Annotated in this window: 15 protein-coding genes; 5 read left to right on the forward strand and 10 right to left on the reverse strand. The window is 70.8% G+C overall.

Annotated elements, in window-relative coordinates:
- The first annotated feature begins 31 nt into the window (after positions 1-31).
- From HG543_RS05695 to HG543_RS05710, 4 genes are all read left to right on the forward strand, one after another.
- Positions 32-3097 carry a beta propeller repeat protein gene (locus tag HG543_RS05695; protein WP_169343645.1) on the forward strand — a complete coding sequence of 1022 codons (3066 nt, stop codon included), beginning with the start codon at positions 32-34 and terminating at the stop codon, positions 3095-3097.
- Positions 3094-7839, forward strand: coding sequence for a beta strand repeat-containing protein (locus HG543_RS05700; RefSeq protein ID WP_169343646.1), 4746 nt, complete (start codon positions 3094-3096; stop codon positions 7837-7839). The genes HG543_RS05695 and HG543_RS05700 overlap by 4 nt, the downstream gene beginning before the upstream one ends.
- 176 nt (positions 7840-8015) lie before the next feature.
- Complete coding sequence (locus tag HG543_RS05705) at positions 8016-8909, forward strand: ATP-grasp domain-containing protein (RefSeq protein ID WP_169343647.1); 894 nt, start codon at positions 8016-8018, stop codon at positions 8907-8909.
- Between the two features lie 98 nt (positions 8910-9007).
- On the forward strand, positions 9008-9760 hold the full coding sequence (locus tag HG543_RS05710) for a glucose 1-dehydrogenase (RefSeq protein WP_169343648.1): 753 nt from the start codon (positions 9008-9010) through the stop codon (positions 9758-9760).
- Between the two features lie 9 nt (positions 9761-9769).
- Here the strand turns inward: HG543_RS05710 and HG543_RS05715 are convergent, their stop codons facing one another.
- The 9 genes from HG543_RS05715 to HG543_RS05755 form a co-directional block, all read right to left on the reverse strand.
- On the reverse strand, positions 9770-12367 hold the full coding sequence (locus tag HG543_RS05715; protein WP_343073283.1) for a DEAD/DEAH box helicase: 2598 nt from the start codon (positions 12365-12367) through the stop codon (positions 9770-9772).
- A gap of 27 nt (positions 12368-12394) precedes the next feature.
- Positions 12395-12718 carry a hypothetical protein gene (locus HG543_RS05720; protein ID WP_169343649.1) on the reverse strand — a complete coding sequence of 108 codons (324 nt, stop codon included), beginning with the start codon at positions 12716-12718 and terminating at the stop codon, positions 12395-12397.
- Between the two features lie 149 nt (positions 12719-12867).
- The gene (locus HG543_RS05725; protein WP_169343650.1) at positions 12868-15201 is read right to left on the reverse strand and encodes a glycosyltransferase; all 2334 of its coding nucleotides are present in this window, start codon (positions 15199-15201) and stop codon (positions 12868-12870) included.
- Positions 15202-15207: 6 nt separating this feature from the next.
- Complete coding sequence (locus HG543_RS05730; RefSeq protein ID WP_169343651.1) at positions 15208-15606, reverse strand: hypothetical protein; 399 nt, start codon at positions 15604-15606, stop codon at positions 15208-15210.
- A 15-nt stretch (positions 15607-15621) separates the two neighbouring features.
- Positions 15622-16119 carry a hypothetical protein gene (locus HG543_RS05735; RefSeq protein WP_169343652.1) on the reverse strand — a complete coding sequence of 166 codons (498 nt, stop codon included), beginning with the start codon at positions 16117-16119 and terminating at the stop codon, positions 15622-15624.
- Positions 16120-16130: 11 nt separating this feature from the next.
- Positions 16131-17516 (reverse strand): hypothetical protein, encoded by a 1386-nt coding sequence (locus tag HG543_RS05740; protein ID WP_169343653.1) that lies wholly within the window; start codon positions 17514-17516, stop codon positions 16131-16133.
- 9 nt (positions 17517-17525) lie between these two features.
- Entirely contained in the window at positions 17526-18002 is a 477-nt protein-coding gene (locus tag HG543_RS05745) for a DUF4150 domain-containing protein (RefSeq protein ID WP_169343654.1), read from the reverse strand.
- 18 nt (positions 18003-18020) lie between these two features.
- Positions 18021-19070: a beta-ketoacyl synthase N-terminal-like domain-containing protein gene (locus HG543_RS05750; RefSeq protein WP_169343655.1), complete on the reverse strand. Its 1050-nt coding sequence runs from the start codon at positions 19068-19070 to the stop codon at positions 18021-18023.
- Between the two features lie 16 nt (positions 19071-19086).
- Positions 19087-20019, reverse strand: a complete 933-nt coding sequence (locus tag HG543_RS05755) for a DUF2169 domain-containing protein (protein WP_169343656.1) — start codon at positions 20017-20019, stop codon at positions 19087-19089.
- A 271-nt stretch (positions 20020-20290) separates the two neighbouring features.
- Here HG543_RS05755 and HG543_RS05760 point away from each other — a divergent pair, with 271 nt between their 5' ends.
- Complete coding sequence (locus HG543_RS05760) at positions 20291-23695, forward strand: M36 family metallopeptidase (protein WP_169343657.1); 3405 nt, start codon at positions 20291-20293, stop codon at positions 23693-23695.
- A 66-nt stretch (positions 23696-23761) separates the two neighbouring features.
- On the opposite strand, the gene HG543_RS05765 is transcribed toward HG543_RS05760, so the two are convergent.
- Positions 23762-25168, reverse strand: a complete 1407-nt coding sequence (locus tag HG543_RS05765) for a serine hydrolase domain-containing protein (RefSeq protein WP_169343658.1) — start codon at positions 25166-25168, stop codon at positions 23762-23764.
- Between the last annotated feature and the right edge of the window lie 90 nt (positions 25169-25258).

A 25258-nucleotide genomic window follows, 5' to 3' on the forward strand; every position in this document is an offset into this window, starting at 1 on the left:
GGTTCAGTACTCCCCCCACACGAGGCCCCTCTTGCTCAAGCGTCATCGGCGGCTCATCGCGACCTCGACGGTCGTGGTGGTCGCGGTCGTGGCCGTGCCCTCTGGTGCCAGCGCGTACAAGCGCTGGAAGGCGCGCAACGCGCGCACGAAAATCTCCCACTTCCTGAAGGACCCGAGCGCCGGAGAAGTCTCTCCGGAGGTGCTCCAGGAGCTCATGGCCACTCGCGGAGAGGCGGAGCCCGAGCAGGGCGAGGCGGAGGGTGACGATGCGATGCGCCGCCGCGTCGCCTCGCGAATGCTGTGGGGCGTGCCCACGCCGGAGGTGATGGAGCACCGGGCGCGCGTGGCGTACCGGGAGTCGCGGCGCTGGGAGAAGACGCTGCCCCGCGCTCGCGCGCCGTGGGACTGGTTCGCGGAGCCGTCCGGCGCCAACAAGGCCGTCGTCTCCGGCCTGTCGTGGGTGAACCTGGGGCCCACCAACGCCAACTTCCAGTTCAACGGCACCCTCTACAACGAGGTGGACTCGGGCCGTATCTCCGGCATCGCCGTGCACCCGGTGGACCCGCAGGTGGTGTACCTGGCCACGAGCGGCGGCGGCGTGTGGAAGACGTTCAACTTCGGCACGGCCAACCCCACCTGGGCGCCGGTGAGCGAGTCGCTGGGCAACCTGGCCATTGGCGCCATGGACCTGGACCCGACGAATCCGGAGACGCTCTACGTGGGCGCCGGTGACTTCGTGGACACGCCGGGCGGCCACGTCGTGAAGAGCGAGGACGGCGGCGCCACCTGGGGCGAGCCGGTGGGCCTGTCCGGCCAGTACCCGGCGGGCTCCGGCGGCCTGTCCGTCAAGGCGCTGCGCATCCGCGCCGTGAAGGTGGACCCGGCCAACCCCAGCGTCGTGCTGGTGGGCACCGAGGTGGGCCTGTTCCGCTCCACCAACGCGGGCGCGAGCTTCACCCTGGTGGACCTGCCCAACTCGGGCACCGTCCAGAAGTCCGAGAGCGTCTGGAGCATCGTCTACACGGGCGCGGTGGGCGGCGTGAGCCGCTGGGCCCTCAGCGGCACGTACGCGTGCGCCGCCAACCTGCCGCCCCCGGAGCCCGGCCTGGGTCAGGAGGCGGGTGAGGTCGGGTGCGCCGCGGGAAACCCGGGTGACATCTGGACGAGCACCGACGCGGGCGCGACGTGGAGCTCGCGCAAGGCGGCGGGCACCATTCCCTCCACCCTCGTGGGCCGCATCACCCTGGCCGCGGGCACGCCGTCCAGCGCCACCCCGCCGGTGACGGTGGTGTACGCGCAGCTCGGCAACCAGGACGAGTACTACGGCTCCGCGGGCGCGGGGTACTGGCGCTCCATCAACTCGGGCACGAACTGGACGTCCATCACCGGCACCCTCGCCAACGCCACCACCTCCGTGAATGGCGAGCGCGACTGCGGCAGCGTCAACGTGAATGACGCGCAGGCCTGGTACAACGCGGCCATCGCCGTCGACCCCGCCAACGACAACAACGTCCTGGTCGGCGGCATGCTGTGCGGCCTGCGCACGCGCAACGGCCTGGCCTCCTCGCCCTCGTGGGAGAACGTCTCCCATTGGCTGCCCAGCAGCGGCTACGGCCAGGTGACGGGCGGCACGCTGGACTATGTCCACGCGGACTGGCACCGGGCGCTCATCGTCCGCACCGCGACGGGGTCCGTGGCCCTGGCCGGCACGGACGGCGGCCTCTACGTGTCGCGCAACCTCTTCGACGCCACGCCCGCGTACCGGGTGGCGTGGGACGGGCAGAACCGCGGCATCGTCACCCACCTGAGCTACTCGGTGGCCTCGGGTGACCCGGCCACGGGCAACCCGTACCTGGCCTACACGGGCCTGCAGGACAACGGCACGCGCTTCCGCGACCCGTCCGCCGGCCCCCTCTCCACCACCTTCAACCAGGTCATCGGCGGTGACGGCTTCGGCGCCGTGGCCGCGAAGAACCCCGTGTCCGGCGCCACCATCTACTGGGCGAGCGTCAACGGCAGCAGCGAGTACTGCATCCCCACGGCCGCCAACAACCAGTGCAACGCCGGCACGGCCTGGACGACGAGGGACCCGACGCCCCGGTCCATCAGCAGCTGCTCCACGGACGGCTACCAGTTCATCATCCGCTACGCGCTGGCGCCGGCGAGCCCCAATCCCAACACCGTGCTGACGGCCACCAACAGCTCCATCCACCGGGTGAGCGGCACGGGCAACTGGCAGGTCATCAGCCCCTGCCTCACCGGCTACACGCGCCTGCTGTCCGCGTCGCCCACCATTGACGGCCTGTACGCCGTGAGCATGAGCGGCGGTCGCTTCTACGTCACCAGCAACTGCCAGGGCAGCACCACCAACTGCACCTGGACGCGCACCAGCGTGCTGGGCTTCGACGTGAACGGCAATGGCACCATCGCCCTCGACGAGCAGCTCTCCTACACCACGCAGGCGGCCTTCCCGCCCACCACGCCGCAAGGGACGAGCCCCGGTGACGTGTTCGTGGCGGCGAGCGTCGCGCCCCTCACGGGCGACAACGCCACGGTGGTGCCGGACGCCCTGGGCCACCTCTTCATCACCCGGGACCGCGGCACCACGTGGGCGCCGCTGCACGGCAACGGCACTGGCCATGACTTGCCCAACGTGGGCATCGACGTGGTGCAGTACGACCCGTCGGACCTGACCAACCGCACCCTCTACGTGGGCACCGAGCTGGGCGTGTACCGCTCCACCGACGCGGGCGAGACGTGGGAGCGCTTCGGCTCCGGCCTGCCGCTGGCGCGGGTGTCGGACATGTTCATCAGCCGCACCGGCGCGCTGATGCGCGTGGCCACCTACGGGCGCGGCCTGTGGGAGCTGTACCCGTCCGCCACCGCCGAGAAGGGCGTGAGCGGCAACGGAGACTGGAACCGCGACCAGCAGCTCGACTTCGTGGACCTGGCCGCCGCCGCCAGCCGCCTGGGCAGCGACCCGTCCACCACGGCCCTGCCCCACTACGACTGGAACAGCGACATGACGGGCACGGTGAACGGCATCGACTCGGCCGACCTCTCCGAGCTGCTCAACCGCATGGGAGGCCGCCCGTGAGCCGCGCCTCCACCTCCCCCTTCCTGGAGATGACCTCCGTGAGCTTGAAGAACCTGGCGCTCCTCGTCTTCGCGAGCGCCCTCATCCTCAGTGGCTGCGGCGGCGACTCCAAGCCGCCGGGACCGACGGAGCCACCGGCGCCGGTGGCCCGCAGGCTGGCCTTCACCGTGCAGCCCTCGCAGGCGGTGACGGGCGCGGCGCTCGACCCCGCGGTGCAGGTGACGGTGCAGGACGCCGACGGAAAGACGGTCGCTGGCGCGCAGGTCACCGTGACGCTCGCGCTGGAGGCCAACCCCACGGGCGCCACCCTCTCCGGCGCCGCGCCGGTCCGGACCGCCCAGGGCGTGGCCACCTTCTCCGGTTTGACGCTGGACAAGGCGGGCGAGGGCTACACGCTGGTGGCCCGGGCCGACGGCCTGGAGTCCGCGACGAGTCAGCCCTTCGGTATCATCCCCTCGTCCGCCCGCGCGCTCGCCTTCACGCCAGAGCCCGGTGAGCTGGAGGCCGGTGGCACCTTCGCGTCGGGCGTGCGAGTGACGGTGACGGACGCGGCTGGCAGGCCCGTCCAGGGGCACGTGCCCGTGAGCCTGGCGCTGGGCGCCAACCCCGCGGGCGGCACCCTCACTGGTACCCTCACCGTCGACACCATCGACGGCGTGGCGCTCTTCACCGAGCTGTCCATCGACAAGGCCGGCGAGGGCTACACGCTCGTCGCCACCACGCCGGGCGTGGCGCCCATCACCAGCGCCGCGTTCCGCGTGAAGCCGGGCCCCGCGAAGTCACTCGTCTTCGTCACCGGGCCCTCGTCGGCCGCCGTGGACGCGCACATCTCCCCGGCCGTGCAGGTGCGGCTGGTGGACGCATACGGCAACACCGCCACCGGGTCCACCGACGCTGTCACCGTGTCGCTCGCCGGCAGTCTCGTCGGCACGCTCCGGGGCACCCTCACCGCCACCCCCGTGGACGGCGTCGTCACCTTCGCGGACCTCTCCGTGGACATGGTGGGCATCTTCGAGCTCGGCGCCACCAGCCCCGCGCTGGAGGGCGTCACGTCCGCCACCTTCGACATCGTCCCGGGGCCCGCCGCGAGGCTCGCCTTCAGGGGGCACCCCTCCCGCGTGAGCGCGGGAGACAACGTGGCCCCGGGGGTGGAGGTGACGGCGCTCGACGCGCGCGGCAACATCGCCACCTCCTTCACGGGCGTGGTGACGGTGGCACTCGACGCCAACCCCACCAGCGACACGCTCCAGGGCACCCTCACCACCAGCGCGGTGGCCGGCGTGGCCCGCTTCGACAACCTGTCCCTGCGGCGCGCGGGCACGGGCTATACCCTGGCCGTCTCGGCGCAGGGGCTCACTTCCGCCACCTCGCGCCCGTTCGACGTGACGCCGGGCGAGGCGGCGGCGCTCGTCTTCACCACACAGCCCTCCACCATCGCCATCGACGCGGCCTTCAACCCGACCGTGGCCATCACCGTGCATGACGCCTTCGGCAACACGGTGACGGGCCACTCCGCCCCCGTGGAGCTGGCACTGGCCAACAACCCCACCGGCGTCTCGCTGACGGGCACGGTGTCCGTCACCCCGGTCAATGGCGTGGCGTCCTTCCCGGGTGTCTCCGTGAATCAGGTGGGCACCGGCTACCAGCTCTCCGCCTCCACCTCCACGACGAGGAGCACCGCCACCTCCGCGGCCTTCAACGTCACGGCGGGCGCTCCCGCTCGGCTCGTGTTCACCACGCAGCCCTCCCGCGTGAGCGCGGGAGACAACGTGGCTCCGGCGGTAGAGGTGACGGCGCTCGACGCGCGCGGCAACATCGCCACCTCCTTCACGGGCGTGGTGACGGTGGCGCTCGACGCCAACCCCACCAGCGACACGCTCCAGGGCACCCTCACCACCAGCGCGGTGGCCGGCGTGGCCCGCTTCGGCAACCTGTCCCTGCGGCGCGTGGGCACGGGCTATACCCTGGCCGTCTCGGCGCAGGGGCTCACTTCCGCCACCTCGCGCCCGTTCGACGTGACGCCGGGCGAGGCGGCGACGCTCGTCTTCACCACGCAGCCCTCTCGCGTGAGAGCGGGCGACGACGTGGCCCCGGAGGTGGAGGTGACGGCGCTCGACGCGCGCGGCAATGTCGCCACCTCCTTCGGGGGCCTCGTGACGATGGCGCTTGCCTCCAACCCCACCAGCGACACGCTCCAGGGCAACGTCGCCGTCAGCGCGGTGGCCGGCGTGGCCCGCTTCGGCGCCATGTCCCTGCGGCGCGTGGGCACGGGCTACACCCTCTCCGCCTCGGCGCAGGGGCTCACCTCCGTCACCTCCCTCCCGTTCGACGTGACGCCGGGCGAGGCGGCGACGCTCGTCTTCACCACGCAGCCCCGCACCATCGCCTTCGGCGCGACCTTCAACCCGGCCGTGGCCGTCACCGTGCGTGACGCCTTCGGCAACACGGTGACGGGCCACTCCACGCCCGTGGAACTGGCGCTGGCCACCCACTCCTCCGGCGCCTCGCTGACCGGCACGGTGTCCGTCACCCCTGTCAACGGCGTGGCCAGCTTCCCGGGCATCTCCGTGAATCAGGTGGGCACGGGCTACGTGCTCTCCGCCTCCACCCCGGGGCTCACCGCCAACTCCTCGGCCTTCAACGTGACGGCGGGCGCGCCCGCGCGGCTCGAGTTCGGGGTGCAGCCGTCGAACGTCGTGGCCGGCGTCGCCATCGCTCCGGCGGTGACGGTGCGGGTGGTGGACGCGCATGGCAACACGGTGACCACGGCCACCAACAGCATCATCGTGGCCATCGGCAACAACCCGGGCGTGGGCATCCTCAACGGCACGAAGACGGTGAGCGCGGTGAATGGCGTGGCCACCTTCTCCACGCTGTCCATCACCAGGTCGGGCGTGGGCTACACGCTGACGGCCTCCGTCGGCGGCAACAGCCTCACCACCGGCGTCAGCGCCCCCTTCACCGTGACGCATGGCGCGGCGAGCGCGCTGTCCTTCTATACGAATGCGCCCAACGTGGTGTCCGCGGGCCTGCCCATCACCCCGGCGGTGAAGGTGGGCGTGCGTGACTCCTACGGCAACACGGTGACGAGCTCCACGGCGCCCATCACCCTGTCGCTGTCCGCCAACCCGGGCAGCTCCACGCTGGGCGGCACTCTCACCGTCAACGCGGTGGATGGCGTGGCCACCTTCCCGGACCTCACGCTCAACCGGACGGGCCTCAACTACCGCTTCGCGGCGGCCTCCCAGGGGTTGACGAGCAACACGTCCGCCCTCTTCAACGTGGTGGCGGGCCCCGCCGTCCGCCTCGCCTTCACCACCCAGCCGGCGAACGTGGCCGCGGGTGCCGTCATGACGCCCTCGGTGCGAGTCGCGGTGCAGGACGCCTTCGGCAACACGGTGCAGACGTCCAGCGTCTCGGTGCTCATCGCCATCGCGAACAACCCCACCGGCGCGGTGCTGACCGGCACGTCCCCGGTGACGACCAGCAACGGCGTGGCCACCTTCACCAACCTCCGCCTGGACAAGGTGGGCACGGGCTACACGCTGGAGGCCACCGCCTCCGGGCTGACGGCGGTGACGTCCACCGCCTTCAACGTGACGGCGGGCGCGGCCACCCAGCTCGCCTTCACCGTCCAGCCCGGCAACATCAGCGCGGGCGGGACGTTCGACCCGGTGGTCCAGGTGACGGTGCGGGACGCCGGCGGCAACACGGTGACGACCTCCACCGCGAGCATCACCCTGGCCCTGGGCAACAACCCCGGAGGCGGCCCCCTGTCCGGCACCACCGTCGTGAGCGCGGCGGGCGGCGTGGCCAGCTTCCCCGGCGTGTCGCTCGTCCGGGCGGGCTCCGGCTACACCCTCACCGCGAGCGCCACCGGCCTGACGGCGGCCACCAGCAACACCTTCAACGTCACCCCGGGCGCGGCGCACCACCTGGCCTTCACCGTGCAGCCCTCGCGCGCCTCCGTCGGCCTGGCCCTCGGCCCGGTGCAGGTGAGCGTGCAGGACGCGCACGGCAACACCCGCACGGACGCGGCGAATGACATCACCGTGGCGCTGGGCAACAACCCGTCCGGCGCCACGCTGTCCGGCACCCTCACCGTGGCCGCCACCCAAGGCGTGGCCTCCTTCGGAGACCTCGTCCTGGACGCGCGCGGCAACGGCTACACGCTCACCGCCAGCACGCCGGACCTCACGGGCGCCACCAGCACGGCCTTCGACGCGGTCATCGCCGGCACGCGGCTCGTCTACGTGGAGCCGGAGCCGGGTGGCCGCATCGCCCTCGTGAGCAACCCGGCGTCCACGCAGACCACGGTAGTGCTGGACGTGGTGACCCTGGAGGACCTCACGGGCTACGCGGTGGGCATGAACCTGCCGCTCGACGCGAGCCGCGTCCAGGCTGGCGGCTCGCTGATGATTCCGGGCGCGGTGCTGTCGCCGGGCGTCAACCCGGTGGCCGCCTATGGGCAGCTCCCGGCGAGCGGCCCACTGGCCAGCGTGCTCACCACCGGCCTGAGCCAGAAGGCCGCGGGCGAGGGCGCGGTGGCCACCGACACGGCCATTCCGGCCGGCTCCGTCCTCTACTCGGTGCAGCTCGCCCTGAGGCCCGGCGCCGACTCCGGCGTGGTGTTCGACGGGACGGCGCTCGGTCCGAAGTTCCAGGCGCTGTTGAGGGACCGGCTCGGCAACGACGTCGTCGGCCGCGCCGGGTTCGCCGTCGGCCGGCTCGAGGTGCAGTAGCGGAAAAGGCGGGCCCGTCAGGTTCCACCTGGCGGGCCCGTCCGTTCTCTCCAGAGGACACGAACAGACGAAACACCGCCGGGTGGCGCACGGAGTGTGCCCGCCGCGGTGCTGTCAGTTCTCACGCAGGCCGACGTCGGATGGCCCCGCTGCGCCCACCCGACGAAAGGCTCGCGATGTCCTCCTCCCGGAATCCGAAGCGCGCTCACGCCATCCTGTTCGGCCGCAACCCGCACCAGTACGACACCTTCGACGTGGAGGCCGAGGCCGCCGAGGCCCTCGGCGTGGACACGTACCAGGCGGACCTGTCGGCCCTGCTGTCGGGCAATGCCTCCCAGGCGCTGGCGGCGGTGCCCGCGTGCGGAAGCCTCCGGCTGCTGTACCGCGGCTGGATGCTCACCGGCGAGGAGTACGCCGCGCTGGACGAGGCCGTCTCCGAGCTCGGCCACCAGTTGATGACGACGCCGGAGCAGTACGCGGCGGCCCACTACCTGCCCAATTGGTACCCGCGCCTCGCGCCCTACACCGCGCGCTCGGTGTGGACGGAGGGGACGGATGCGACGGAGGCCTGGAACGCGGCGAAGGCGCTCGGCTCGCCGCCCTGGCTCGTGAAGGACCACGTCAAGTCGGCCAAGGAGCGGTGGGCGGAGGCCTGCTTCGTCCCGGCCGGCGCCACGCGCGAGGACTTCGAGCGCATCTGCGCCAACCTCGTCGAGGAGCGCGGGGACCGCTTCGAGCGCGGGCTGGTGGTCCGCCGCTACCTTCCCCTCAAGACTTTTGGACGGACGCCCGCCGGGCCCGCCCACCTGGAGTTCCGCCTCTTCTTCGGGCGCGGCCGGCTGCTGGCCGCGGAGCCGTACCATGACTTCGACGTGGAGGTGCCCGACTTCTCCGCCTTCGAGCCGCTCGCGCGCCGCATCGACTCGCCCTTCTTCACCCTGGACGTGGCCATGCTGGAGGACGGCGGCTGGGCGGTGGTCGAGGTGAATGACGGTGGGGTGTCAGGACTGCCCCCCAGTCTGGATCCGCGAGAGCTCTTCGCGGCGCTCCTGCGCATTGACCCGGCGTGAGGGCAGGCGGCCGTCCAGGCCCCTTCCCCGGCGCTGCTACGCTTCCGGGAAGGGGCCCGTTGGCCCGGCGCGCGAGTTCGCGCCGTTTCAGGAGCGTCATGTCGAAGCGTTTGCAGAACAAAGTGGCGGTCATCACGGGTGGCAACAGCGGCATCGGACTGGCGACAGCGCAGCTCTTCGTGGAGCAGGGGGCCCGGGTGGCCATCCTCGGCCGGGACGAGAAGACACTGAAGGCGGCGGCGGAGGGGCTCGGCCCCGCGGCGCTGGCCGTGCAGGGTGACATCTCCCGGATGGAGGACCTGGACCGGCTCTACGCCCGGACGACGGAGGCCTTCGGCAAGGTGGACATCGTGTTCGCCAATGCCGGCGTGGTGCAGCTGCGCACCCTGGAGGAGACGGACGAGGCCCTGTTCGACAAGCTGGTGTCCATCAACTTCAAGGGCACCTACTTCACGGTGCAGAAGGCGCTGCCCCACCTCAACGAGAAGGCGTCCATCATCCTCAACACCTCGCTGGCGGGCTCGATTGGCGTGCCAATGACCAGCGCATACGCGGCCACCAAGGCCGCGGTGCGCTCGCTGGCGCGCAGCTTCGCCGCGGAGCTGGTGGGCCGGGGCATCCGCGTCAACGCGCTGAGCCCGGGCGCCATCCACACGCCCATCGGCGCGAGGATGGACAGCCCGCGCGAGGTGCTGATGGACTACGGCGCGAAGATGATGGCGCGCATCCCCATGAAGCGCCTGGGCGCCGCCGAGGAGGTCGCCCGCGCGGCCCTCTTCCTCGCCTCGGACGAGTCCTCCTACGTGCTGGGCGCCGAGCTGACGGTGGACGGCGGCGTCACGCAGCTATAGCGCCCGGCCTCACCGGCGTCCCGGCCGGCGCGGCTCCCGAGCGGACCGCGCCGCCCGGCCATGGCCACCGTCTCCCGCCTGCTCGATTTCATCCGGCGTCCACGGCATCTCGAGCTGGTCCTGCAAGTCATAGAGCGTGTCACCGCGCACGAGGCCGCGCCGCCCACGGCGCACGCGGAAGCGCACCGGCCGGTCGAACAGTGGCAGCTCCTCCTCCACGAGCGTGCGCGCGAGCTTCTCCGGCAGCTGGAGCCACACCACTCCATGCGGCTCCCCCGCCTCGTCCTCCTCCACGTCGTAGACGAGGTCCACGTCCTCGTCGCGGAGGCTCACCGTGTCCGGCAGCTCCAGGTACGGCGCGCGCACCTCGGGCGGGACGAGCGCGTCCAGGTCGAGCGCCAGCGGGCGCGCCAGGAACGCCTCCATGGAGTCCACCCCGTCGAGCCGCGTCTCGTAGAGGGCCGCCAGCTCGGCCTCCTCCAGCCGGGGCGTGCGCCCTCCCGAGCGGCGCCACACCTCACGCACCTCGTCGATGAGCGGCTGGTTGCGCTGCACGGCCGGATGGTGCGCCTCGCCGGACGCCAGGGCCTCGGCGAGCACCCGCCGCGCGCGCGGGGCCACGTCCGGCCCCCAGGCGGCGAGCGGCTCGACTTCACGGTCCAGCTCGAAGCCGGAGTGCTCCAGGCTCCACTCCAGCACCACCGAGTCGTATCGGGCGTCGTACGCCACGTCGGGGCCGCCGCGGCGCGCGTACTTGCGCAGCAGCTCCAGCGGCACCTGCGTCCCCTCGATGGACGCGTTCGTCCCGCCGGAGCGGTCCGCGAAGTAGCGGAGGGTGCCCGCCACCGCGCCGAAGTTGGGGCACACGCTCGTCTTCGCCACGCGCACCGGCTCACCCGCGGCCGTCTGCTCGTCGATGACGAGGTCGAAGGGCATGTAACACGCGAGCAGGTCCATGAGGCGCCGGTGCACGTCCTCGTCCACCAGCGGCATCCGCTCGGGCAGCTCCAGGCCCACGCTCCGGTAGACGCTGGCCATGGCCAGCGCCGCGTCCTCCACGGCCTTCACGAGCACGCCCCGCCGCTCCGCCCAGAGCGCCAGCTTCTCCGCGTGGAACACGTGGCGCGGCAGGCCGTACACCTCGCCCACCGAGCCCGCCTCGCGGTACGCGTCCGCATAGAGGTTGTACGCGGTGAGGTGGTCGCTGCCGGGGACGAGCACGCCGTCCAGGTTCCGCTCCTCGCGCGTCATGCGGTGCAGGGACTCGATGGCGCTGCACACGGCGAGCACGGGCAGCAGCGCGTCCTCCGCGTGGACGATGAGCTCCGCCCACTCGCGCTCCACCGGGAGCGCCTCCACGGCGCGGCCGTACGACGTCAACCGCCCCTGTGCATCGACGACGTTTCGCGCCTGCAGCCGCAGGAGCGCCTCCGTGTAGGCGGCCCTGTCCAACGGCACCGGCAGGTCCAGCGTGTCGGCGCGCACGCCCAGGGCGGCGGCGGTGAGGACGACGCGCTCGGCGTCGCCCGCGAGCTGGAACTCGGGCGTCGTCGGGCGGAGCGCGAAGAAGTCGATGTCCCGGTCGCTCAGGATGAAGACGCGTCCGCCCTCCACGCGGCCGTGCACGCGGCCGGCCATCTGGAGCAGCTCGTTGTTGCCCAGGTGCACGCGGGTGAGCACGTTGCGCCCCTGGGAGATGAGGTTGGCGAAGCGCGTGTCGTCGATGACGACGGTGTCGAGCCCCGGCACGTTGAGCGCGCTCTGCCCCGCAGCCGTCATGGCCAGCAGGTAGGGCCGGGGCTCCGTCCCCTCGAGGAACGGCCGGATGACGCGAATGGGCTGCCCACCGTGGTACCAGGCCGCGTTGATGTCGGGCCACCGGGTGCGCACGGAGATGGCCACCTGCTCCACCGCCGCCCGGGTGGGGAGGAAGACGCCCACGCCGCGCCGCTGCGCCTGGACCTCCTCGAGGAACGTCTCGTCGAGGAACGCGAGGGGCTCGCGTCGCTCGACGGAGACGCGCGCGGCCTTCGCCGGGTCGAAGGCGGAGACCTGGAGCACCTCGGCGCTGTCGAGGTAGCGGACGTAGAACTCCGGGTCCACCGTGGCCGACAGCCAGATGAAGCGGCAGCCCACGCGCTTGCCCAGCGCGAGGCACAGCTCCAGCTCCGCGGACGTCTGGTGGATTTCGTCGATGACGAGCGTGTCGTCCGCCTGGATGTCGCCGTTCTGGAACCAGCGCCGCGCGATGCCCGTGGTGACGATGACGACATTCCAGTGGGGCGTCTCGGGCGTCGCCTCGCGCTCGCGGTTCACCACGCCCACGCGGAGCGGCTGGCGCAGGAGCTCCTCGGCGATGGGCCGGATGGCCAGCGTCTTCCCCGTCCCGGTGCCGGCGACGATGCCGAAGCCCTTCCTCGCGCGAGCCAGCTCGCGCACCCGCGCGCCGTGGTGCCGCTCCAGCCACGTGTCCAGGTGGAGCCCCACCGCGAGCTCGATGGTCTCACAGGCGGCCCGCGTGGGAGCGATGACCACCACGCGTCCCCGGGGCGGAGGGGCCACGTCCGGAAGGTGGGGCGGCAGGGAGTGGTCGACAGGAGTACGCACGGTGACCTGCCAATCCGGGGAAAAGACTCAGCCCACCCGCTCCAGCGCGAGCACCCCCGAGCGGAACTGCATCATCGACGCGTGCAGGAACCACAGTCCCGCGGCCTCGCCCGGTCCGAGCAGCTCCCGGGAGTCCACCGTCGCCAGCCACTGCTGGCCACCGTCAATCGTCGTCGGTCCGCTCCATTCCAGGGACTTCGCCGCGGACAAGGGGCGGCAGATGGGAAGCTGGGTGTGGCTGTGGATGGCGACCACGAGGGTTCCCTCCACCGGAGAGTGCTTCAAGCTCCCAGCAACGGCCTGGGTGAGCCGGTAGGTGAGGTGGAGACGGCTCTCCTCCAGCACTACCACGAGCCCCTCCTCCCATGAGGTGGCCACGGCGGGGGCAGGCATGGAGGGTGTGTCACGATGAACACAGGCTCCGGACACCAGGGCCCCCGCGCCTCCCAGCAGCAGTCCCTTGTTGAACGAGCGCCGGCTCCACCGAAAAGGGCCGCGGCTCATCGCAGCAGCTCCGCGCGAGCCCTGCCAATGGGCTGTCTCCCGGGCGTCACCCGGTACAGCGCCTCCAGGGCCTCCAGTGCGACCCGATGGACGGGATGCTCCGGAGAGGTGCGCTCGGCGAGGGCGCCCCACAGCCGCACCGCCTGCTCCTGGAACATCAGCGCCAGCTGGCTGCGCGGCGAGAGGAACGACGGGTCCAGGGAGATGGCGTGCTCCAGGAAGCGCTGGGCCTCGGCCTCCCGGCCCTCGTTCTGGAGGTGGAGTGCCTCGTTGTACCAGGCCATCGCGTCCTCGGGATGGGCCTCGCGATAGGCGCGGTTGCGCTCGTAGTAGCGCTGGAGCTTGGCCTCCATGGCCTGGTCATCCTTCAGGAAGCCGTAGTGCTGGAGTGGCACGTTGGAGGGTCTCACCACCAGCTCCGGATGGGCCGTGAGGCTCTGCTCCACCGTCTCGTGCACGGGGCGCGAGTAGCGGATGCGCGGGTCGTTCCGGAACAGCCGCGCGGCCAGCGTCATCATCGGCGGCCCCTCCTTCTGGTGGTTCGACACCTGGAACGTGTATGCGTCCACGTCCGGGTCATCCATCAGCCTGCGCAGCCGGGGCAGGTCATGCGGCGACAGCTCCTCGTCCGGGTCCATGACCAGAATCCACGGGCGCGTCGCCAGCTCCAGGCACCGGTTGCGTAGGAGCGCCAGCTCCACCCGGTCCGTGGGCAACTCCACCACCTTGTCGGTGAAGCGCCGGGCAATCTCGCGGGTGCCGTCCCGGCTCCCGTTGTCGACGACGCAGATTTCGTCGACGAACGCCTCCAGCGTGGCGAGGAAGCCCTCCAGCCGTTCCTCCTCGTCGCGGGTGATGATGCAGAGCGACACCCCGTCCGCCGGTGCGTAGCGGCGCAGCGTCACCGTGCCGCTGACCAGATGGGAGTAGTCACTGTTGCCCACCAGCTCCGCCCGGGGAGTCGGGTCCAGCTGCCGGTAGCGCGCGAGCTTCGCGCGGCGGAGCGCCTCGGTGTCATAGCCGAGGTGCCTCACCCGGATGTTGGTGTAGCGCGCGGCGCCGTCCGGGAACTGGGGGATGTTGCCGCAGTGCAGCCCGTTCTCGGTGCCGAGCACGATGCGCTGGCCGGGCTCGACCCGGTACATCCGGTAGCCGGACATGCGCCCGAAGATTCCGTCCGCGCGGAACCAGGTGTGCTCCGGCTCCCAGAAGGTGTACCAGTGGAAGCCGAGCACCTTCACGTGGGGGTCCGTCAGGCGCATCAACTGGCGGGCCCGCGCCCGGTCCATCTCGAAGACCTCGTCCGCGTCCACGGACAGAATCCAGTCCGCGTCCCGCGCGGCGGCCATGGCCAGCACGTGGTTGCGGTCCCTGCGCTCGTTGAAGGGCAGGTCCTGGTACTCGTAGTGGACCACCGCCGGGTGCTGCTCACACAGGGCCCGCGTCCCATCCGTGGAGCCGTCATCCAGCACCACGATGCCGTCCGCGAAGCGGGCGGTGGCGTCCAGGCTCTCCTTCAGGGTGGCCTCGCCGTTCTTCACCCGGTAGGCGGCGATGAGCCGCGGCTCCGGGCGGCGGCGCTCGCGCCACTTCTCGTAGAAGCGAGCCCGGTTCACCATCCCGCTGCGCAGCTCCGGCGCCACCGCGCGGAACGTCGCGCTCCCCTCATGGTGGATGTACACGTCACCGGCGATGACGCAGTCCCAGCCCCGCTCCTGCGCGCGCAGCACCAGGTCGTTGTCGTCGAAGCCGCCCGGGGAGAAGCGCGAATCCAACCCGCCCACCTCCGCGTAGCAGTCGCGGTGGAGCATCAGGCAGAAGCCGGACAGGAAGTAACTGGCCCCCCACTGGCGCCGGAAGGCGGCCCGGTGCCTCCGGGCATGGGTGTCCAGGCTCGCCGCGTGGAAGGGCGGAGGGTTGGCGACCTGCTGCGGCCCACCCGCGGAGTTCGTCACCGGCCCCACCAGCCCCACCCGCCGCAGCCCTGGCACCACCGCGCCCGCGGTGTCCATGCACTCGCGCAGGCCCGCCAGCCACTCCGGGGTGACGACCACGTCGTTGTTGAGCAGGACGAGGTACGTGCCGCGCGCCCGCGCGAGCCCGGCGTTGATGCCCCCGCACCAGCCCTCGTTCCCGTCCAGCAGGAGCAGCTGGGCCGCGTCTCCCATCCGCTCGGCCACCTCCCGCAGGTACGAGCGGGTCCCGTCGGTGGACGCGTTGTCGACGAAGAGGAGCTCCGCCTTCGGTGGGAGGTTCCTGCGCAGGGACTCCACGCAGCGGACGGTCATCTCCAGACCGTTGTGGGTGACGACGATGACGGAGAAATCCATGGGCGGCTATGGCAGGGGAACCCAGAGCACGTCGGAGACGTACTGCCGGAAGGAGGCGTGGAAGAACATCGGGGCCACCATGCTGGTGGAAGGCTCCAGGACGCAGCGGAAGGACGCGACGTAGTCGCTCCCCTCCTCTTCCACGTCGTCATCGAACACCAGCCGGTCCTCCACGAGGTTGAGGACGGCGGAGCCCTGCGTCACGGGGTTGACGGCGACGAGCAGGACGCCGCGCGGAAGCGCCTCGCGTCCGGCGGGCACGTCCGTGCGCCGCGCCCGGCAGGTGCCGTAGACGATGAGTCCCGGCTCCCGCTCCGGCTCCCGCGTCACGGCGATGGCGATGCCAGGGGCTTTCAAGGCCGGCGTGCGCGCCGTCCGGCCAAAGGTCAGCGACAGGATTCGCATGGAGCTCTCCCTCGCTCAGAACGGGACGGCACGGCGGTCCACCAGGTCCAGGCCCACCACGTTGGACACGTAGTTCTCCAGGACGAGGTACAGGAACACGCTGGGCCGGTGGACCGGTGGGGCGGCCTGGAAGGACACCACGCCATTCACGAAGGCCCCTTGGAAATCGTTGGCCTTCAGCGAGCCGCGGGGAGGCAGCGGCAGCGCGGGTGGCGACTTGAGATTGATGGTGAGGTCCTGCTCGAACCGGATGAAGGAGTTGTAGGTGCGGACCGCGAAGCCGTCATGCTGGTCCACGTCGTTGACCACCAGCACCAGCGCCTCGCCCAGGGAGTGGTAGCGCCAACCCACCTCCGCCGGAAAGAGGGCATTGGCGCAGAACCGGAGCTCCACCTGATGGTCCTCCGAGCACACCACCTCCGTGACGGTCAGCCGGATGCTCTCCTTCCCCATCTCGACGTCCGGCACGTCCGGGTCGTGCGAGTAACCAAAGGGCTGCACTTCGAACTTCATGGCGAACTCCCTCAGCCGAAATAGCTCCACTTCCGGGACGTCATCGAGGTCGAATCCAGGTTGAACCGCGTGAGCCGGGGGACACACTTCGGACAGAACTTCCCATCCGGCTCCACGTTGGGCTCTCCCGAGAAGAACATCGTGCACAGATGGCCAGAACCCCCGTGCCGGTACCACTGTCCGGTGGTGAGGCCCGCATACGCGGGGGCGGTCTTCAGCACCGCGTTCGTCGTGCAATGATTGCCCCGGCCCCCATACGGGTCCGTATGCCAGTTGGGGTTGTGCTCATCGGACAGCTTGTTGCCGCCGGTGTCCCACCGCTCCTCCTTCTCCACCACCTGTCCGAACCCATGCCCCAGCTCATGGGTGAAGGTCTGGAGCACGTCGGTGGGAGAATCCTTGGTGCGGACGATGCAGATGTTGGCCGCGCTGTAGCCCATCACCGTCTTCTCGGAGACCAGGATGAGCGAGAGGTCGAAGGTGTTGGTGGGCGCCGCGGCCAGATGGTTGGTCAGACCGGGCACGGCGTTGAGGTCCCAGCCCACCATGCTGCCCAGTTGCTCGCTCGGCACGCCCACCACGGACAGCTTGTCGAGCACGTCGATGGCGAGCCGGCCGGGCCAGCTCGCCTTGGCGCGGTACACGAAGGCCCGCGGGTTCGCCGGGTCGGTGTGGAGGCAATAAGGCACGGAACTGGTGCCGGTGGCGCTCAGGAGTCCCGTCTTGGCCAGGCTCTCCTCCTTCACCGTGTAGATGTCCGGCACCACCAGGATGGCCACGTGGAACGGCTTGTCCACGAGCGTCCCGCTCCCGGCGGGCTTCAGGCCGACGACGCCGTGGGGAGGGTCTCTCAGGTAGTGGAGTTGGGGCCGGCCAATCGCATTGCCCAGGGTGCCATCCACCCGCGCCATCACCGTGGCGGTGGCGACCATCTGGACCTGCTCGACCTCCACGAACCCTTCCTTGAAGGCCGCCTCGAACCTCGGCTTCAGGGAGTTGAAGAGGCTCTGGGCTCCCGCCCCCATGTAATAGACGGTGTAGAAAATCTTCCTCCACGTCTCGAACTCGTCCGTCTTGAGGAAGTTCGCCCGGTCGCCCTTCTTGGCCACCTTGACGACGTACTTGTCGCCCCCGGCGGGCGGGAAGTTGAGGCTGTTCTCGAACTTGCTCGTGGCGGCGTTGAGGACCGTCTCATTGTTCTGGAGCCGGGCCCGCTGGGCGGGGCTCAGGTAGATGGGGTCGGTGTTCTTGGGGTCCGGCTCAATCCACCACTCCACCGGGTCCGCCGCGCCCACGTTGGGAACCGTGTTCGGGGTGACCTGGAGCTTGCGCGTGTCTCCGCGCTCGGGGTGGGCCGCGTCCGTGGGAAGGTTGACGTATTGCTTGATGGGGGGCATCGCCGGCCTCTAGAGGACTTCAATCTTCACGAGCTTCCACTCCTTCGGCTTCTCCTCCGGCTCGGGCGGGAGGATGGCGACGAGGGGCGGCTGGACGAGCGGCGCGGGCGGGGTGTTCTTGTCGTTGTGGAGCATCAAATCCAGGGCGCGCGCCGCGCCCTTGCCCTCCACCTTCACGTCGAAGGAGTAGCTGACGAACTCGGCCTTGCCCTGCGTCTTCCCGGAGGCGACGCCCTTGTTGGTGCCGGCCTCGTCACCGGTGCTCGTGGAGAAGACGGACTCCGCATGGCACATGGGGTTTCCGTCCACGGTGACGGACTTCGCGGCCTTGTCCGTGTCGGCTGACTTCGCGATGTTCGGATAGGGAATGGGCACCGGCGGCGCGGGTGGCGCCGGCGTCAGGCAGACATCGGGTGCGGCGATGGTCACTCCGCCGCTGTCCTTGTGGACGACAGTCCGCTGGTTCACGCCCACCTTGGTCGCCATATCCCTCGAACCTCCCTGTCATTGTCTGGTGAGAACGAGCGCGGTGCGGTGTCCGTCGTCGGAGCCCGCCCACAGCAGCGCCCGGTCCGCGGGGGCATAGCCCCGCTGAAAGGCACGGGCGGCGACCGCCAGCAGCATGCCGCCCGTGGAAGCGCCCACATCCCCCAGGCAGTCCGCCGGGTGCCAGATGCGGCGCAGCCCATTGAGCTGGGGCGTCAACCGAGCCCGGACCAGGCCCCACTCCCGGAACCGGTAGCTCTCCCCGTTGAGATCGCACACCACCCAGCCGTGGCCCTCGGGCACTCCCGCCGCGCACGCGGCGCGGAGGACGCGGGTGAGCGCCTCCCCCGAGGAAGGCTCGCCCGAGCCGATGGCGCGCGGCTCGACGGCCGTCTCCGCGCACACCACCGAGGCGAGCGGCGCCGCGCCCCGCCGGAGCGCCTCCGTGCGCCGCTCCAGCAGCACGGCGGTCGCCCCCTCGCCGGGGATGAAGCCGTCGCGATTGCGTGGGCTCTTCAGCCGCCCCGTCCGGTCGAGCCGCGCCAGTCCCTCGGAGAGCAGGTGGGAGTCCACCCCGGCCACGATGCAGGGCTCCCAGCGGGTCTGCGCCGCCGCGGCCAGCACCGCCTGCACGGCCTGGAGCATGCCCGCGTTTCCCCCCGGAGCCACGGCGCTGGTGGGCACGGTGACCATGCCGGTGCGGGCCGCGAGCAGGGGCACCAGCTGCGAGTGCAGCGCGGCGTGGGCCGGGGACAGCGTCGGGTCGGGCAACGACAGGAGGAGCCGGTATCGCGCCAAATCCCTGCGCTGGAGCCGGGCATTGCGCACCAGGTCCTGCAATGCCTGAGCGAGCAGCCGCACCGCCCAGTCCGGCCCCCGCTCGGACAGCACGGGCGAGGCCACCACGGGCCGCGGCTCTCCCTCGGCGTGGGCCTCGCGAGTCCCGAAGGTGTCCACCTCCCGGAACCGGCTGATGCGCGCGCGGATGGCCGCGCAGCTGCCGACCAGGTCCGCCCCCACGGCGGACACCATGCCCAGGCCGGTGATGACGAGCGAAGGGCTGCTCATGGCGCGATGCCCCGACTCATTGGGGTCTCACCTCGAGGTAGTCGAGGCAGAACATGTCCGCGGGCGAGAGACGGCGGTGCCCCCGCCAGACCAGGACCACCTGGTCCTCGTCGGGCAGCAGCACGACGGTGTCCAGGAGCACGGACAGCTCATGCCGCGTCCGGCCGATGCTGACCTGCACGCGAGGGCGAGTCCCGGGCAGACCGAAGCGCAACGTGCCCCGGGGACTCAGGTGGGCGAGTTCCACGGGCTCATTCCCCACGAGGTGGGGCGAGGCCCGCAGCGGCTGGGGAGCGGCGTTGTGGTGCCGCTCATCGAAGTCCTGGGGCAACAGCGGAGCCCGGTCCTTCCTCCAGGCCTCGTCGTAGGTGCCCGCCAGGGCGGCGCGGGGTTGCCAGCCGCGGGCGATGAAGCCCAGCCCCGCGGGCTCCGGTCTGTCCCGAGGCGAGCGCAGGAGGTTTCTCGGGTCCTCGATGTTGGGCAGGAGGATGTCCCCCGCCGCCTGCCCCGTGTGCCGCGCGCGGAAGCCCCGCCCCACCGGATTGCGGGCCTCCATCTCGTGGTGCCTGGGGTCGGCGGCGCTCCGGTCCGTGCCACCAAAGGCCCGCTCATAGGTGAGCGGCATCTTCGTGAAGGGCTTCGGCGACGACATGCCCAGCCCCCAGCGCCAATGTCTGTCGCCGAAGACGGCCAGCACGCGGTGCACCGGCCCCACGCGCAGCGAGACATGGACCTCCGCTTCCGGACGGCCGGGCGCGTAGGCGTGCCCCAGCAGCACGACGTCGGTCGCGGGCTTGTAGAGCGCGAGGTCCGATTCCCACCGCACGCTGGACTCGCCAGGCTTCCCGTGGAAGTCATCCGCCGCCTGCACCGGGATTTGCGCCTCGGCGGGCGTCAGCCGGCCGCCGGCTCCCAGGGCGTAGGTGCACTTCACGATGGCGAGCAGCACGTCCCCGCCATCCCGGCCCGGCACCACCGCACGCTCAACGGCGAAAGGAGTCTTGTTGGAAATTTCCAATGAAGGCCGCGCGACAGGAGCCCGGGGTGTCGGGAGCTGAACTCTAGCGCCCGCATAGCGTGGAGAACACCCTACATGCCAGCACATCCCTCCTGGCGGGCCATCCCCCCGGCGATCCAACCAGGCTGTGCCTTTCAAGAGTCATTGAGTCCCGCATCTCCCCGCGCCCGTGGGTGGGATGTGCTCACACAAGGATGGCTCGATGACGCGCTTCGAGGATGTCTTCCCGTTCCGGCTTCGCAGAACGACGCTCGCGGTGGGGGCCGCGAGCGCGCTGTGGTTGATGGCGCCCACCCCGGCGCATGCGGTGAGCGCGCCGGTGGTGCAGGCGCACGCGGGGCTGGCGGACTTCGACTCGCGAACGGGCTTCGTGCTGCCCACGCGGGCGCAGCTCGACGCGGTGAGGACGCTGGGGGCCACGGTGCGCTGGAATGCGTTCGGCACGCCGGCCTCGCTCATCAGCCATGACGGATTCCTCGGCAACGCTCCGGGTGCGGATGCCGGCACCGCGGCGCGCGAGTGGGTGCGCGCGAATCGCGAGCTGTTCCGGCTGTCCGACGCTGACGTCACCTCGCTGGAGCTGGTGAACGCGGCGAAGCTCGCGGGCAGCAGCGGCCGGGCCGTGCTCTTCCGCCAGCGCTTCGGCCTGCTTCCGTCCGCGCAGGACGGGCTCATCACCGTGGGCCTGGTGGACGGCAAGGTGGCCTACGTCTCCTCGTCCGCCGTGGGCAGCCAGGCCGAGCCGGCACCGGCCCTGCTGTCCGCCACGCAGGCGTGGCTGGCCGCCGCGAGCAACGTGGGGCGCGTGCTGTCGCTCGTGAATCTCACCGGCCTTCGCGTGGAGAACGGCTGGTCCGTCTTCTCCGCGGCTGGCCTGTCCCAGTTGCAGCGCGCGCGCCTTGTCGCCTTCCCCACGCCCACGCAGGGCGTGAAGGCCGCGTTCGAGACCATCGTCCTCGACGTGAATGGCGGGCAGGTGCAGGCGTACACCTCTTTCGTGGACGCGCGCACCGGCGAGGTGCTCTTCCGGCAGGACCGCGTGCAGAACCTCGCGCTGCCGGACACCTTCAGCGGGGCCTACCAGGACGCTCCGGCGGCGCAGGCGTGCGGCCCGCTGCACCCCTTCGAAGTCCCGGCGGGGACGCGGAGCATCACCGTCGCGGCGCAGCCGGCGGTGGCCACCAACGACATCTCCATCAACCTCCTCTTCAACGGCGTCACCGTGGCCTCCGCGGACCTGCTGACGAGCCCGGAGGTCCTCCACTACGCGCCCGGGTCGCTGCCCTCGGGCATCTACCAGGTGCAGGTCTGCCCGTACGCCGCGCCCACCCTGCCGCCGGTCGGGCCCTTCACGTACGTGGGCACCTTCGTCACCAACGACGTGGACACGAACCCGCTGGACCAGGGGCCGCGCTGGAAGCTCTTCACGTCGAACCCGCCGCTCGACTACTCCGCCACGGACACGCGCGTCACCGCGTGCTGGACGTCCGGCGAGGGGTGTGACGCCACGCTGAAGAACACCGCCGCGCGGGCACCCTGGGACTACGACTTCCGCACGGGGCTGCCCACCTTCACCACCATTGGCAACGCGGCCATCACCGCGGAGGCGTGGCTGAGCCCGCTCACCCCGGCCGAGCAGTACCGCCCGCTGAGCCCGGTGCGCGACTACTCCTTCACGTGGACGAACCAGTGGCACACGAGCCGGTGCTCGCCGCTGGCGCTCCTCTCCCCGCAGCGCAACGACGTGGACGCGGCCACCGCGAACCTGTTCGCGATGCACAACCGCATGCACGACTGGAGCTACTTCCTCGGCTTCACCGAGGAGAACTACAACCTCCAGCTGTCCAACTTCGGCAACCCGAGCACGGGCGGGCAGCTGCCCACGGGCGGCGAGCTGGACCCGGAGCTGGGCAACGTGCAGGCGGGCGCGCTGACGGGCGGCGCACCGACGTACCTCGGGCGTGACAACGCGAACCAGGTCACCCTCAACGACGGCATCCCCGGCATCACCAACATGTACCTGTGGCAGCCCATCGCCGGCTCCTTCTACGCGCCCTGCGTGGACGGCGACTACGACATGTCCGTCATCGGCCACGAGTACACCCACGCCATCTCCAACCGCATGGTGGGTGGGCCGGACGGCAACCTCACTGGCCTGCAGGCCGGCGCCATGGGCGAGAGCTGGAGCGACCTCGTCGCCGTCGAGTACCTCCTGGAGTACGGGCTGGCCCCCACGTCCGGAAACCCGTTCGCGGTGGGCGGCTACGTCACCGGCCACCCGGGGCGCGGCATCCGCAACTACGGGATGAACGACAGCCCGCTGAACTACTCCAACATCGGCTACGACATGACGGGGCCGCAGTCGCACTCGGACGGCGAGGTCTGGAGCGCGACGAACCACGGCATCCGGCAGGCCTTCATCGAGCGGTATGACTTCGCGTACCCGTCCTCCAATGCCCAGCTCCAGGCCGAGTGCGCCAACGGCCAGCGGCACGTGACGGAGTGCCCGGGCAACCGGCGGTGGATGCAGCTGGTGTTCGACGCCTTCCTGCTGATGCAGCCGGGCGTGAGCATGGTGGACGCGCGAGACGCGTACCTCGCGGCGGACCGGATGCGCTTCGGCGGAGCGCACCAGGCGCTGCTGTGGCGGGAGTTCGCCCGCCGGGGCCTGGGCAGCAATGCCTCCAGCGTCACCGCCGAGGACACCCAGCCGGTGCCGGGGTTCGACACGCCGGTGGACACGGCGCAGGCCACCGTCACCTTCGACGCGGTGGCCTCTGACGAGGGCTTCGTGCCGGTGAAGGCGAAGGTGTACGTGGGCCAGTACGAGGCGCGCTCGCGGCCGGCGGCGGACACGGACCCGGACACGACACTGTCCCCCACCCTGCGGCTGGTGCCCGGCACCTATGACTTCGTCGTGAAGGCGGAGGGTCACGGCCTGCAGCGCTTCCGGTGGACCTTCGGCCCCGGCGAGGTGAAGACGCTGACGGCGCGGCTGCCCACCAACTGGGCCTCGATGACGAAGGGCGCCACGGCGACGGGCGACGGCGTCAACCACGACAAGCTCATCGACGACACGGAGACCACCAACTGGGCGCGGCTGAACGCGGTGGCGGTCGGCGGCACGAAGGTGACGGTGGCGCTGGCGGGTGGCCCCCGGAGCGTGCGACAGGTGAACGTGAGCGCCCTGCTGCGCCCCACGGACGAGAATGACGCGGGCGGGGACACGGGCAGCCAGAACCGCTTCACGGCGCTGCGCGCGTTCGACGTCTACGCCTGCAAGGCGAGCGTGCTGAACCTGAACTGCACGTTGGACACGGGCTTCACGCGCGTCTACTCCAGCGCCCACGACGCCTTCCCCGGCGACGTGCCGCGCCCGTCCGCGCCGGACCTCCAGCTGCGCTCGTTCCTCATTCCCGAGACGGTGGCCACGCACCTGCAATTGCGCGTCGTCACCAACCAGTGCACGGGGGGCTACAAGTTCCACGGCGACCAGGACGCGGACCCGCTGAACGACTCGGACTGCGTGAGCGGCTCCACCGCGGACAACGCCGTCCGCGCCGCGGAGTTCCAGGTGTTCTCCTCCGGCCCGCTGCTGACCGAGTAGTCCTCCCTGCTCCGAGGGCCCCCGGCGAGACAGCCCAACCTCGCCGGGGGCCCCACGTGGCTTGCCCTAGTTCGCCATCAGCTGGAACGTGGACACCCGGTTGTCCGGGGTGAGCGACACGATGAAGAGCCGGCTCTCCGCCTCGAACTCCACGAGGTACGTGTAGACGCGGTCATCGCCCAGCACCTCCCGCTTCACCAGGACCAGCGGCCCCGCCGCCCCCAGTGCCTGCAGCTGCGTCTTGAGGCTCTGCGCGCCACCCACCCAGAACCACCAGGGGAGGTACGCGAACTCGGCCGGATTCAACGTCCCCTGCCGGGCCTGCTCGAGCAGCGAGGTGAAGCGGGCGGTCACCTCCGGCTCGAGGTCCGGAATGGGCGCCAGCGGCGGCACGGCGAGCGCGGGGTTGACGATGGCGGCGATGCCGTCCACGAAATCCATGGGCTCCGTCCGGCTGTAGTTGGCCAGCACGACGATGGAGAGGGAATCCCCGATGAAGCGCGCGTACGCCGTCTTGAAGCCCTGCCACGCGCCGGTGTGCTGCTGCAGGGGCTTGCCGTTGCGCTCGGTCACCTCCCACCCGAAGCCGTACGGATAGGTGGCGCCGCTCTGGAGCGTCACGGGGCTCAGGATTTCGTGCCAGCTCCCCCCGCTCAGGAGGGAGCGCCGCTCCACGGCGGCATCCCAGGCCAGCATGTCCTTCAGCGAGAGATAGAGCGAGCCGTCCCCGGTGGTGTTGAGGGACGGGGAGACCCAGCTCTGGTTCGCCAGCGCGCCGCGGAGCACCCGGTAGCTGGCCGCGCGGTTCGGGATGATGTCCGACTCACTGATGCCGCGCGCCGTCTTCATGCCCGCGGGCTTGAAGACCTGCTCGCCGAGGACGTTGACGAAGGAGGTGCCCGCGACGCGGTTCACGATGATGCCCAACAGGACGTAGCCGGAGTTGCTGTAGCTCCACCGGAGGCCGGCGGGAAACTCCACGGGCAGCCCCTGGATGAACCGCACGAAGTCCGCGTCCGAGTAGTCCTTCCGCACGTCGAGCTGATTCTCCAGGTCCTGGATGCCCGAGGTGTGCGTCAGCAGGTGCCGGAGGGTGATGGGCCCCCACGAGGCGGGCGCATCGGGGAAGTACTTCGTGATGCTGTCGGACAGCGAGATGCGGCCCTGCTCCACCAGGAGCATCACCGCCATCGTCGTGAACTGCTTGCCCACGGAGGCGGACTGGAAGAGGGTCTCCGTCGTCACGGGGACCTGGTGCTCCAGGTTGGCGAAGCCGTAGCCCTTCGCCAGCACCACCCGTCCGTGGCTCACGACGCCCACGGCGAGGCCCGTCACCCCCTGCCGCTTCTGCTCCGCGCGCACGAAGGCGTCGATGCGCTCGCGCAGCGGCTCGTGCGCGGCGGAGGGACGGGCTGTCAGCAGCCCCACGAGAAGGACGGCGACCCACGAAATGGACTGCAAGGCGGCACGCATACGAACTCCTGATGTCTGGTCTGGCCAGGGCAAGGGGGAGCCGCGCAGGAGAACACGGCCCCGCCGCATCTCGAAGAGAGCGGCCACGCC

The sequence above is a fragment of the Pyxidicoccus fallax genome (genome assembly GCF_012933655.1).
GTDB classification, from domain to species: Bacteria; Myxococcota; Myxococcia; order Myxococcales; family Myxococcaceae; genus Myxococcus; species Myxococcus fallax.